Source organism: Paenibacillus sp. 3LSP, assembly GCF_032465655.1.
Classification (GTDB): domain Bacteria; phylum Bacillota; class Bacilli; order Paenibacillales; family Paenibacillaceae; genus Fontibacillus; species Fontibacillus barengoltzii.
This window is the reverse complement of record NZ_JAWDJI010000141.1, coordinates 20,601-32,668: the sequence shown is the minus strand read 5'-3', so window position 1 is coordinate 32,668 and position 12,068 is coordinate 20,601. Positions and strand designations below refer to the sequence as shown.

Sequence of the window (12,068 nt, the reverse complement as noted above, 5' to 3'; positions counted from 1 at the left end):
AAATCCTTGTAGGGGAGGACTCCAGTTTATTTAGGGGGCCTTAGGGCTTTTACAGTTATTTTACGCAAAACAGCAATTCGATTCCCAAATAACTGTATTTTTGCAGGAATCGCGTGGCGTGCACGCAAAGACCGGCGTGTTAGGCTTAATTTGTAGGAATCGCACGTGGAGGAGTGGCGGAAGTGTTGAAGCCCGATAGAACGTTGCTACAAACACATAGGAGCACTACCGATATCCGGTAGTGCTCTCCAAAGTAATCTCATATAACAGAATTATGGCGTGAGTGCAGGGGCGTGACGGTGATGAGTGCCTTGTTCGTAGCTATAAGCTAGTTTGATGAGTGTGCCTTCATCGAAGGCGCGACCCAGGAACTCGATGCCAACGGGGAGACCGTCTTTGGTAAATCCGGCAGGGACCGTAATGGCAGGGAATCCCGAGAATGGGCTTAAGCGATTATTGTTACCGGACGATTGGCCCTCACCAATCAATGCTGGTGGTTGGGTGCTGGTTGGGTACACAATCGCGTCGAGTTTATAGTCGGCCATCACCTTCAGTAGGGAGTCTCGGGTAAGGCTGGTGCGTTTCAGTACAATGTCTTTGTATTCTTGAGTGTCCAGCGTTTCTCGGGCCTCGCGAGCCTTCATCGATTGCTCTTGAGATTTATCGTACTCTCCAGAGGCGATGATTTCAGCCAGGCTGTGGTAAGGGGCTTTATCACCGAGTTCCTCGAGGTAATCGTTTAATTGGAACTTGAACTCGTAGCCGCTTAAGCTTGGATATTTCATAATCTCCTCAAGATTTGGAATCTTAATATTCACGACGGTTGCGCCAAGGGCTTCTAATTCTTTCACCGCGTTGGACACGACTTCGGTGACAGCTTTTTCTTGATCGTTGTTCTCCGGGAAGAGTTCCGTGGCTACGCCAATCCGTGCGCCTTTCAAGCCATTGACGTCAAGGAAGTCGGTGTAGCTCGCAGGAATACGGCCTACGCTGTAGGCGGTGGCGACATCGTCTGGATCATAACCAACTGTGGCGTCGAGCAGGATCGCTGCATCCTCGACTGTCCGGGCGATTGGGCCTCCTACGTCTTGCGTCAAAGCGAGTGGGATAATTCCATCACGGCTGGATAAGCCAATCGTTGGGCGGATCCCAACCAAGCTGTTGAAGCTGGACGGGATACGGATGGAACCTCCAGTATCCGTGCCCAGGCCGGCAGCGGCAAAGTTGGCGGCAATTGCTGCTCCGGTACCACCACTGGAGCCGCCGGGATAATGGTCAAGGGCATATGGATTTTTCGTTTGGCCGCCTAACGAGCTTGATGTGGTAATGCCAAAAGCAAACTCATGAAGATTCGTTTTGCCTAGGATGATCGCGCCGGCTTCTTTGAGCTTGGCAATTTGATCTGCATCTTGCGGAGGGATCGACTCCTTCAAGCAAAGACAGCCTGCGGTCGTCGGCATATCGGCGGTGTCAAAGTTGTCTTTGACAAGGATCGGAATGCCGTGCAGTGGTCCTCTAGGTCCCTTTTCAGCGCGCTCTTGGTCCAACGCTTCGGCGATGCTGAGTGCGTCAGGATTAACTGAAAGGACAGCTTGCAGGGAAATCCCTTGATCATCATATTTATCGATTCGATCGAGATACATTTGTACGAGTTGTTTAGAAGTGATCTTGCCTTGTTCCATAGCCAGCTGAAGTTTAGAAATCGTGGCTTCCGGAAGGATAAAAGGAGCTAGGTAACTGACAACACGGTCGTGCAGTCGCTCGAGATCGTCGGCAGTGAGAGGGGCGCCAGGCAGGAAAGAGGTATCCGAATAGCCTTTCATAAGCCCGGCCTTCTTCACGGCTCCAACAGCTCCCGCGTAAGCAGCTTGGTCTGGAACATCGCTGAAGGATTCAGCGGCATCCTCGAGCTCCAGCCATTGCTGAAGCAGTACAGCCGCTTGGCTGCGGAGCACACGGTTACTGGAGACCTCCGGCATCGTGAAGGAGCCTCCCGCCTCGGTTGCCGCCTGTTTCATCGCTTGGTAAAATTGGTCGCCGGTGATAAAGGTTTGGCTTGCTGTAACCTTGGCTGTACCTGAAGCGGCTTGGGCTTGTGGAAGCTGTCCGATTCCAAGCCCTGTGACCAAGACAGAGGTCAGTAGGACGGCGCTTCCTAGTTTCAGGCCTCGTCGATAAAGATTCATAAGATTTCCCCTCCAAGTGAAAATTTAAAGTTTATGTGAAACCATCATAAATTCATGTTAGATATATTGACAAAGATGAGAACTATCTAATAAAACGTATACATCAAGGGATATCACAATAAATCAAAGGATTACTTAGGTTTTCTCCCATTAAAAAATATCATAAATATATCTAAAATGTTATATAACCTAACGTAAACATAACGCATTCATTACCTTTTTCAGAAAATTAACTGTATTATTTTCAGTTTCTACCAAATGGAATGTAACCTTTTTGTTACCGACAGGGGGACGTCACCCGTTATAATTAGATTGGTAAATTAGCATCTAGGGCATTTAGCCTATCCGGAATCTATATCAGAATGACAACAGGAAGTATTTTTCAGTATATAGGCAGGGTAAGGAGGAATGGATCATGCAGCGAAGAGGAGTTAGAATTTCCTTATGCTTCATGTGGGGAGTCTTGATGATGATGGTAGTCATCGCAGGCTGTGCGTCTTCCGAGCCTTCGTGGACAGATTATGTAGGAGCAACGGTTGAGAAGAATTTCCCTGTTCCTAAAGAGGCCAACCAAACGGATACGTCTCTTAATAATTCGAAGATGGACTATGTTAATTATAGACTAACCGGACTTAAGGATAGCAGTGAGATCCCTGAGGCCTATCAGAAGGTAATCGAGGAGTGGGGATGGAAGGAGAAGAAAGAGGAAAGTACTGGTTCAACTCGGGTGTACGAGAAGGGGAAGCAAATTGTTCAATTGACGCTTCATGATAACTCTTTTACTGTATTAGTCCCGAAAAAAGAATCGAAAACCGTCATTCAAGGGTTGGAAAGCAGCAGCCCATAGCATCAGAATTCGGATATGAAAAGGCAACTGCCCCTCTACCGGACAAGCCCGGTAATGGAATGTGCTAAAGAAAATAAAAGGCCTGATCTCTGCATTTGTGCAGGGAGCAGGCTTTTTTCACATCGAGTATATAAACATAATTATTGCCTATAGTAAGCAATTTCGAGGCCAGTGATCTTGATCATCCCGTCTTTACGTTGTCCACGAAGGGTAGCAAGCACGATCGATCGCGGGATCATCAGCCAGAGGTGCCAGAACACTAAAGAGAGCACAAAGGAGACCGGCGACCAAGGGATGAGAATCACGATAATACAGCAACCGATCCAAGCGGAATGAAGATGGACTCGGCGATAGTCGGGATAAGAGACGTATTGATCAGGTGAATAACCAATCCATGGCATATGTCGGGAAAACCGCCAGCGCTTGCGATAGGAGTGGCTGACGATCATCAGTACGGAGCGGGAAATGACATATTGGATCCATAAGATGACCGGTAGGGCTAATAGGAAGAAGAAGATACTGGTCCAGGATATGAATATCGTCTCGGCTGCCAGCCATATGACGGGGAGTATGCCTAAGCTATAGATGAGCGACTTCGGTAAAACCTTCTTTTTGAGCAAGGTGTAGTGATAAAAGGTCGCTTGGCTTTCGGTTTCAGCGGACTTCAAGCGTTGCTCCTCCTCCCATTTTTCATCAGCTCCGCACATCGCGGACTAGCTCTTCTTAATATATCGGAAGAATCCAAGAATAATTAAGACGGCGCGTACAAACACGGGGCTCTGGCTGTCGGCATAAGATAAAGTAGGAAGCGAACTATGAAAAGGTTTAAAATAGTAGAATCTGTGTCATACTGATAGTAAAAAAGACAAGGTGGGATCGGACATGGATGAGTCGCGGGTTAGCACCTGCATTATATGTGGAGAGCCGAAGACGGAGGGTATTCATATCGTTTCTGAATTTATCTGCGATGCTTGCGAAGCTGAAATGGTGCGCACCGACGTGCAGGAGGAGAAATACCACTTCTTTGTTCATCAAATGAAGCAGATCTGGGTGCAAAAAAATGCATAACACTGCCGGATAAAAGGACCTGTTCATTTTGGGGAGCAGGTCCTTTTATATTGCTCTAGTGGGTGAACTAACGGTAAAATGAAATGAAGCAATGAATGCAATCACATAAAGATCAGGTTAACCCAGTGTTGGAAGGAATCGAAATGGCAGAGGAACATTACGGAAGGGCCCCTTTGGTTGAGGCTTTGCAGCAGTATCAGGTGAAAAAGGATGCTTCCTTTCATGTCCCGGGGCATAAAAATGGACAGGCTTTGCGCGGTCATGCGAAGGGGATAGAGGAATTGGCCCGCGTGATGGAAATCGACGTGACGGAAATTACCGGGACGGATGATCTCCATCATCCCGAGGGCGTCATCCGCGAGGCGCAGCAGCTGGCTGCCGCCCAGTTTGGGGCGGAAGAGACCTTTTTTCTGGTTGGCGGTAGTACGGCTGGCAACCTGGCCTTGATCCTGAGCGTGTGTACCGCTCCAGGGGATGTGCTGCTCGTGCAGCGGAACGTGCATAAATCCGTCATCCACGGATTAATGCTGGCGGGCGCGCACGCGGTGTTTTTGGCGCCGCAGCTGGATGCGGGCAGCGGCCTGGCTACCATCCCGAGCGAAGCAACGGTGCGTGAAGCCCTGCGCCGGTATCCCGGCGCGAAGGGGGTGCTGCTCACGCACCCGAGCTACTATGGGATGGGGGCGCCATTGCAGCCGCTGGCGGAGCTGTGCCACGCGCACGGGGTGCCGCTGCTCATCGACGAGGCGCATGGCGCCCACTTCGGTCAGCACCCGGCGCTGCCGGAGAGCGCGCTGGCCGCGGGGGCCGATGGCGTCGTGCAGTCGACGCACAAGATGCTGACCGCGCTCACGATGGGCGCGATGCTGCACGTGCAGGGCGGGCTGCTCGACCGCACGCTGCTGCGCCAGCGGCTGGCGATGCTGCAGAGCTCCAGCCCGTCGTACCCCATCATGGCTTCGCTCGATCTGAGCCGAAGCCTGCTGGGGGCACAGGGCCCCGCCTTCTTCGAGGGCGGGCTCGCCGCGGCCGCGCATCTACGGCGCGGCCTGGCCAAGCAATCGCGCTTCGGCGTTGTTGAACCGCCGGGCGCCAGCGGAGAGGCTGCTGCATATACTATCCAAGATCCTTTGAAGCTTGTGATATTCGATGCATCCGCAGCCCTCTCCGGGTATGAACTGCAAGAGCGGCTCGAAGCCGAAGGCTGCGTGCCGGAGATGAGCGATGACCGCTTTGTGGTCCTGGCGCTAGGTCCGGGAACAACGATGGAAGATGCCGATCGGCTGCTGCAAGCGCTGGATCACATCGCTAATGCCGAAGCCGATTCACTGGGGAAAACGGTGAGAGGGGGTCTCGTTTCCCCAACAGGTTCGGCCAATGAACTTTCCACGTGGAACAATTCAGTTCAGGGAGGGCATTTGTCGGAGGTGTCTGGGCCTGTACCGTTTAGCCTTACGCCGCTGATTCCAGGGGAGATCGAAGCGATCCCTGTTGAGGAAAGTCTCGGTCGGCAAGCGGCGGAAATGATCATTCCGTATCCTCCGGGCATCCCGCTGCTCTACCCCGGGGAGATCATTACCGAAACGGTAAGGCAACGGCTGCGGCTGCTGAGGGATTCAGGAGCCAAGTGTCAGGGGCCGGCCGACCCGCGGTTGCATACGATTCAAGTCAAGAAAGGGTAAACCTAAGCATATACTTGTACATGATTTTTGGAGAAGAAAGCAGGGAACGAACTAGATGAACCATCAAGCCAAGGGATTATTTATTACGCTTGAAGGGGGGGATGGCTCCGGCAAAACGACGGTCATGCGGGAAATGGAACAGTTGCTTAAGGAACAAGGTGTGGACTTTATTTCTACGAGGGAACCTGGCGGCATCGAAATTGCGGAGAAGATCCGTGAGGTGATCTTAAATCCGCAGCACACGGCGATGGATGCACGGACCGAGGCACTGTTATACGCCGCATCAAGGCGACAGCATCTGGCGGAGAAGGTGGAGCCCTCCCTGGAGCGTGGAATTACAGTTCTCTGCGATCGTTTTATAGATAGCAGCCTGGCCTATCAGGGGCATGCTCGTGGGCTCGGGATCGAGGAAGTGCTGAAGATTAATCTTTTTGCCACTAAGGGAAGGTTTCCGGATCTCACTTTCTATCTCGACATTGAGCCGGAAGTGGGGTTGGCCCGGATCGCTGCAGGTGCCGGACGTGAAGTGAACCGACTGGATATGGAAAGCCTGCATTTTCATCAAAAGGTTCGGGAAGGATACCACATCCTCGCCGGGATGTATCCGGATCGGATCAAAACGATAGATGCTTCTCGCAGTCAAGAAGAGGTTGCAGCGGAGATCCGCGGGCATCTTTATGCGGCAATAAAGGAGATCCTAGCCTAGGTGTCAAATAGGTTAGTATGGTACATTTTTATAAAATAAGGAGGTACTGCAAATGAAACTGATTGTTGCGATTATCCAAGATAAAGACAGCAACCGGCTATCCAGCGCGCTCGTGAAAGAAAACTATCGGGCAACCAAGCTGGCGAGTACCGGAGGGTTTCTTCGGGCGGGGAACACCACATTTATGATCGGTGTAGACGACCATCAAGTGGATGACGTATTGAAAGTGATCCGTAACAGTTGTAAAGTGCGGGAACAATTAGTAACCCCGGTTACTCCGATGAGCGGTACAACCGATTCGTATTTGCCGTTGCCCGTGGAAGTGCAAGTGGGCGGGGCGACGGTGTTTGTGCTTCCAGTAGACCGTTTCGAACACTTCTAATAGATGAAATCAAAAAAGTGATCTTCCCTTCACGAGGGAATTACTAGAAGCCGATTCGAGGCTTCGATGTTATCGTACATTCATTCTATCTATTCAATTATAGGCGGTGGACGCTTTGAAAATTGATCCGGGATACCGGCCGCTCAAAAGCGGCTTGGGGGTGAGTGACAGCCCTGCCAAGCCGGTACAGTCGAAAAGCTTCGCCGACGTCATGCAGCGGCATGGGCAGCAGGCGACCCAAGAAGAATTGAACCGGAGATTTAAGGAGATTCAAATGCAAGGGGACCGGCTTGCCCGGTCCATGACCGTTCGGGAGCTGAAGGCGTACCGGATGATGGTCAAGCGGTTTCTCGAGGATACGGTTCGGCGGGGTGTGGGCATCAAAGAATCCAGAGGCTGGGACCGCCGCGGCCGTGGGAAGCGTTATAAGCTTCTTGATGAAGTGGATGCTGCGCTGCTGGCGATGGCAGACGAATTGCTGGAGACGGAGCAAGGCAAGATCGAGCTGTTGCAAAAGATCGGCGAGATCCGCGGCATGCTGATTAATCTGGTTTTCTAGCTTTGAAAGGACGAGGCAGAAGAGATGTCATTTCAAGAGATCATTGGGCAGGAGACGGCCAAACAATTGCTGCAAAGCAGTCTGCGGCGCCAGGAAATCTCCCATGCCTATATATTTAGTGGACCGCCTGGAAGCGGGCAGATGGAAATGGCCATGGCCTTCGTCCAGGCGTTGTTCTGTACACGGGGCGGAGACGATGCTTGCGGGGAGTGTCTGGAGTGCCGGAAGGTACTGCATGGCAATCATCCCGATTTGTTTACAATCAAGCCCGACGGGGCAACGATTAAAATCGAACAAATCCGCGATCTGCAGCGGATTTTCTCTTACCGTTCGGAGAGCGGGAATCCTAAGGCTTATATTATTGACGAAGCCGAAAAAATGACAGTGCAAGCGGCCAACAGCTTGCTCAAATTTCTGGAGGAACCGCCATCTCCGGCCGTAGCAATTCTGCTGTCGGATAATGGACGAGCTTTGCTCCCTACAATTCAATCGCGCGCCCAATGGATTCCATTCTCTCCAGTGAATCCGGAGACGATGCTCCAGATATTGGCGAACGAGGGATTTTCGACAACCTTGGCTCGCAGTGCCGTTCATCTCGCGGCAGGACTGGGTCCATGCCGTGATTTAATCCAGCAGAATTGGTTTGCAGAAGTTCGAAACGTAGTGTTACAATTAGGAAAGGAGATCGCAGGCCGTGGCGGCTCTCCATTAATTACGGCGCAGCAGGTATTGTTCAAATCCGGGTTGACCGATCATTTGGACATGCTGTTCAGCCTTTTCCATTTGTGGTTCAAAGATATGATCCATGCGCTCTATCATAAACATGATCAAATCGTTTTCATAGATGAGCTTCAGTTTATTAATCAACATTGTACCAGCCGCAGTGCAGAACAGTGGATTGAGGCCATGGCGCTGGCTGCAGAGAGCAAGAAGAAGCTGCGGCAGCATATGAATGCCAATCTCTGCGTAGAGCAGTTTTTGATTGCCGTGGATGGACAACGGTAAGACCTGCACCTAGATGACACCAGGTCGTTATGACTTCGCATGAAACTTTCTCCCCTGAAAGAGCAGGGAATGTAATAGTTTCTTTGGATCGCGCTGCTTTCGTGAGTTGCGGTTCGCCAGTCTTGTAGAGCTATACGAGGGGGTTAGTTTTTGTATACTGTAGTGGGCGTCCGCTTTAAGAAGGCGGGCAAAATCTATTATTTCGATCCGTTGGACCTCCCGGTAGAGAAAGATCAACACGTTATTGTTGAGACTGCTCGGGGGATCGAATATGGGAAAGTGGTGGTCGGCAAGAAGAAGGTTGGAGAATCCGATGTCGTCCTTCCGCTGAAGAAGGTAATTCGGATCGCCGATGAAGCCGACGCCCGAGTTGTCGAGGAGAACAAGCTTGCGGCAAAGAATGCCTTTGTCACATGTTTAAATAAAATTAAAGATCATGATTTGAAAATGAAGCTGGTCGACGTGGAATTTACGTTTGACCGCAATAAAATTATCTTCTACTTTACGGCAGAAGGCCGTGTGGATTTTCGCGAGTTGGTGAAGGATCTGGCCAGTATCTTCCGGACCCGGATTGAGCTTAGACAGATCGGCGTGCGGGACGAAGCCAAGATGCTTGGCGGGATCGGCCCCTGCGGACGCGTGCTCTGCTGTTCCTCCTGGTTGGGGGATTTTGAGCCGGTATCGATCAAGATGGCGAAGGACCAAAGCTTGTCGCTGAACCCTACGAAAATCTCAGGATTATGCGGTCGTCTGATGTGCTGTCTGAAGTTCGAGCATGACAACTACGAAAGCACCAAAGAAGAACTTCCATCCGTAGGCAAAATCGTCGTTACTTCGCTGGGTGACGGTAAGGTCGTTGGACTCAACGCCGGCAGCCGAACCGTACATGTACAGTTGTTCGAAATTGGGAAAGTGAAGGAGCTTCCGCTGGACGATGTCGTCCTGAAATAAAAGAAGATCTTTTTCAAGATAGATTCTAGAGATGACTCTGGGGTGGGAACTTGGAGAACAAGGACATTTTCACAAGTATGCAGGCGCTGGAAACGCAAATGGGAAAAGTACACGGCGATTTGAGCAGCCTCATGTTGGAGGTCAAGAAGCTGGTGGAAGAGAACCAGCGGCTTCGCCTTGAGAATGAACAGCTGCGCAAAATATTAAAGCGGGAGAGCACCGAAGGGCCGCTGCCCATGCCGGCGTCGGTCAGAACCGATAGTCCGGTTCCGGCTGGCAAAGAAGCGATTGACGTCGTCGGTGAAGGCTACGATAACTTAGCACGTCTTTATCATGAGGGCTTTCATATTTGCAATGTTTATTACGGGCATCTGCGCACCGAAGGTGACTGCCTGTTCTGCTTGTCGTTTTTGAATAAATAATGAACCGTGGGGGTGTCCCTGCGGTTTTTTTTAAATTTAGGCTGAAAAAAAGGATGGAGTTCCAAATCAATGAACCAAGTACCTATTTATGAGCAGGAACGGATTGACGACCTGCTGACCCATGATTTACATATCATTCAAAGCGACGAGGTGTTTAGCTTCTCGATGGATGCCGTGTTGTTGGCCCGGTTCGCACCAGTGCCGAAATACGGTAAAATCCTCGATTTATGCACCGGCAATGGGGTAATCCCGTTGCTGCTCTCCACGCGGACGGAAGCGAAGATCGAGGGGATTGAGATCCAGCCGCGGCTTGCTGATATGGCTCGCCGCAGTGTGGAAATGAACGGGCTGACACACCGGATCGAAATTCACGAAGGGGATTTACGCGAGCTGGTGAAGGTGACGGGGCACGGGGCGTACGATGCCATTACGGTAAACCCGCCGTATATGCCGGTGACCAGCGGCGAGGCGAAGCTGAATTCGTATCAGGCGATCGCTCGGCATGAGATTCACTGCAGTTTGGAGGAAGTGGCGGCTGCGTCGATGCGGCTGGTTCGGCCCGGAGGCAAGGTGTCGATGGTTCACAGACCGCAGCGATTAGGGGAAATTATGACGTTGCTGCGCCAATATCGACTAGAGCCGAAGGTGATCCGGTTTGTGCATCCAAGAGCGGGAGCGGAAGCGAACATGGTGCTGATCGAGGCGCTGCGGGACGGCAAGCCGGATGTGCGGGTACTGCCGCCATTGATCGTATATAATGAAAACGGGGAATACTGCGAAGAAATCATGAATATCTATTACGGGCCAAAAGAGGGTAGAGCATGAACGTTCAAGTACAGAAGAGCTTTGAAAATACAGCGGAGGGCAGCGGCAAGTTGTTCCTGGTGGGGACGCCCATCGGGAATTTGGAGGATATGACCTACCGGGCCGTGCGTACCTTGCAAGAGGTGGACATTATCGCGGCGGAGGATACGCGGCAGACACGTAAGCTGTTAACGCATTTCGACATTTCTCCGGGCAAATTGCTAAGCTATCACGAACATAATAAGGCCGCCAGTGGCCCAGAATTAATTCGTTTTATAATAGAAGGAAAAAATTTAGCGTTAGTCAGCGATGCCGGTCTGCCGGCGATTTCCGACCCCGGGAGTGATCTTGTGAAGCTGGCGCTGGAGGCAGGGATTGCAGTCGTTCCCGTGCCGGGAGCCAACGCGGCGTTATCGGCGCTCATCGTTTCCGGTTTGCCCACGGATCGATTTACGTTCCTAGGATTTTTGCCAAGAGATCATAAAGATCGGGAACGGTTGTTGAAGGCGCTTGAGGATCAAGAGGGAACGATGTTGCTGTACGAATCACCGCATCGATTGATCAAAACGTTGGAGTCTCTGCTCGAGGTTTGGGGAGACCGGCGTATTGTACTAGCGAGAGAGTTAACGAAGCGTTATGAGGAAATGGCTCGGGGGACGATTCATGATTGCTTGGCTTGGCTGCAGGAGCATCCGCCGCTGGGCGAATATTGCCTCGTGGTGGAAGGAGCCCATCCCGACCAGGTGAAGGAGAAGCGGGATGCTTGGTGGCAAGCGCTAACGGTGGAGGAGCATGTCCGACATTACGAAACGGAAGAAGGGTTGTCGCGGAAGGAAGCCATGAAAAAAACCGCGGCCGACCGGGGGGTTGCTAAGCGGGATATCTACAATCAATTATTGTAGCCCCCACTTCTCTCCGAAATCATGAAATATTATCCAATCCAGCCAAAAAAGGGGCCTTCGCTAGGCCGGGTTCAAGCCTAGGAAGGCGCCAAGGAGATATGAAAAAGGTTAGAATTAACAGTTTCAGTAAATCTATTATATACTATATTTCTTAATTTGTCACAGGGGTAGGAAGCTCCGTAATGCATTCATGGCAAACAATTTTGCCTTTGAAGTAAGTTACGTTCTCTGCATTACCGCAGAAGATGCAAGCCGGCTCATATTTCTTGAGCATAATCCGTTCACCATCTACATAAATTTCGAGCGCATCTTTTTCTCCGATCCCCAGAGTGCGGCGCAATTCAATTGGAATAACAACACGGCCTAATTCGTCTACTTTTCTTACAATACCAGTGGATTTCATCATAGGATGATTGCCCCTCTCGCTATAATTTTGGAATTGTCATTATTCGACATCATTCTATCTTTTCTGTTTTTTATAATACCAACCATTGCCAGATTAGTCAACCTATTTATGGTATAGTTCAACATTATTTCTAATAAATTCGGATACT

At 50.9% G+C, this 12,068-nt stretch carries 14 protein-coding genes; 11 read left to right on the top strand and 3 right to left on the bottom strand.

What is annotated here, in order from left to right; all coding sequences use genetic code 11:
- Nucleotides 1–272: 272 nt before the first annotated feature.
- A complete protein-coding gene (locus RW092_RS11445) occupies nucleotides 273–2,186 on the bottom strand; it encodes an amidase family protein (RefSeq protein WP_316010245.1) in 1,914 nt (637 codons plus the stop codon).
- Between the two features lie 415 nt (nucleotides 2,187–2,601).
- On the opposite strand from RW092_RS11445, the gene RW092_RS11440 reads away from it, so the two are divergent.
- A complete protein-coding gene (locus RW092_RS11440) occupies nucleotides 2,602–3,033 on the top strand; it encodes a hypothetical protein (protein WP_316010244.1) in 432 nt (143 codons plus the stop codon).
- Nucleotides 3,034–3,173: 140 nt separating this feature from the next.
- Here the strand turns inward: RW092_RS11440 and RW092_RS11435 are convergent, their stop codons facing one another.
- The gene (locus tag RW092_RS11435) at nucleotides 3,174–3,701 is read right to left on the bottom strand and encodes a hypothetical protein (RefSeq protein WP_028539756.1); all 528 of its coding nucleotides are present in this window, start codon (nucleotides 3,699–3,701) and stop codon (nucleotides 3,174–3,176) included.
- Between the two features lie 214 nt (nucleotides 3,702–3,915).
- Between RW092_RS11435 and RW092_RS11430 the strand changes: the two genes are divergently transcribed.
- The 10 genes from RW092_RS11430 (at nucleotide 3,916) to rsmI (ending at nucleotide 11,514) form a co-directional block, all read left to right on the top strand.
- Nucleotides 3,916–4,101 (top strand): sigma factor G inhibitor Gin, encoded by a 186-nt coding sequence (locus tag RW092_RS11430; protein ID WP_016314721.1) that lies wholly within the window; start codon nucleotides 3,916–3,918, stop codon nucleotides 4,099–4,101.
- A 143-nt stretch (nucleotides 4,102–4,244) separates the two neighbouring features.
- The gene (locus tag RW092_RS11425; protein ID WP_316010246.1) at nucleotides 4,245–5,783 is read left to right on the top strand and encodes an aminotransferase class I/II-fold pyridoxal phosphate-dependent enzyme; all 1,539 of its coding nucleotides are present in this window, start codon (nucleotides 4,245–4,247) and stop codon (nucleotides 5,781–5,783) included.
- 55 nt (nucleotides 5,784–5,838) lie between these two features.
- Nucleotides 5,839–6,489 carry a dTMP kinase gene (gene tmk / locus RW092_RS11420; protein ID WP_028539758.1) on the top strand — a complete coding sequence of 217 codons (651 nt, stop codon included), beginning with the start codon at nucleotides 5,839–5,841 and terminating at the stop codon, nucleotides 6,487–6,489.
- 52 nt (nucleotides 6,490–6,541) lie between these two features.
- Nucleotides 6,542–6,871, top strand: a complete 330-nt coding sequence (locus RW092_RS11415) for a cyclic-di-AMP receptor (protein WP_009226367.1) — start codon at nucleotides 6,542–6,544, stop codon at nucleotides 6,869–6,871.
- A 115-nt stretch (nucleotides 6,872–6,986) separates the two neighbouring features.
- A complete protein-coding gene (locus tag RW092_RS11410) occupies nucleotides 6,987–7,430 on the top strand; it encodes a YaaR family protein (protein WP_016314718.1) in 444 nt (147 codons plus the stop codon).
- Nucleotides 7,431–7,454: 24 nt separating this feature from the next.
- A complete protein-coding gene (gene holB, locus RW092_RS11405; RefSeq protein WP_316010243.1) occupies nucleotides 7,455–8,435 on the top strand; it encodes a DNA polymerase III subunit delta' in 981 nt (326 codons plus the stop codon).
- Nucleotides 8,436–8,585: 150 nt separating this feature from the next.
- Nucleotides 8,586–9,386: a PSP1 domain-containing protein gene (locus tag RW092_RS11400; RefSeq protein WP_016314716.1), complete on the top strand. Its 801-nt coding sequence runs from the start codon at nucleotides 8,586–8,588 to the stop codon at nucleotides 9,384–9,386.
- A gap of 50 nt (nucleotides 9,387–9,436) precedes the next feature.
- Entirely contained in the window at nucleotides 9,437–9,808 is a 372-nt protein-coding gene (locus RW092_RS11395; RefSeq protein ID WP_016314715.1) for an initiation-control protein YabA, read from the top strand.
- 69 nt (nucleotides 9,809–9,877) lie between these two features.
- Nucleotides 9,878–10,633 (top strand): tRNA1(Val) (adenine(37)-N6)-methyltransferase, encoded by a 756-nt coding sequence (locus tag RW092_RS11390; RefSeq protein ID WP_316010242.1) that lies wholly within the window; start codon nucleotides 9,878–9,880, stop codon nucleotides 10,631–10,633.
- Complete coding sequence (gene rsmI, locus RW092_RS11385; RefSeq protein ID WP_028539760.1) at nucleotides 10,630–11,514, top strand: 16S rRNA (cytidine(1402)-2'-O)-methyltransferase; 885 nt, start codon at nucleotides 10,630–10,632, stop codon at nucleotides 11,512–11,514. The genes RW092_RS11390 and rsmI overlap by 4 nt, the downstream gene beginning before the upstream one ends.
- Before the next feature lie 151 nt (nucleotides 11,515–11,665).
- Here rsmI and RW092_RS11380 read toward each other — a convergent pair whose 3' ends face one another.
- The gene (locus RW092_RS11380) at nucleotides 11,666–11,920 is read right to left on the bottom strand and encodes an AbrB/MazE/SpoVT family DNA-binding domain-containing protein (RefSeq protein WP_009226360.1); all 255 of its coding nucleotides are present in this window, start codon (nucleotides 11,918–11,920) and stop codon (nucleotides 11,666–11,668) included.
- Nucleotides 11,921–12,068 lie beyond the last annotated feature (148 nt).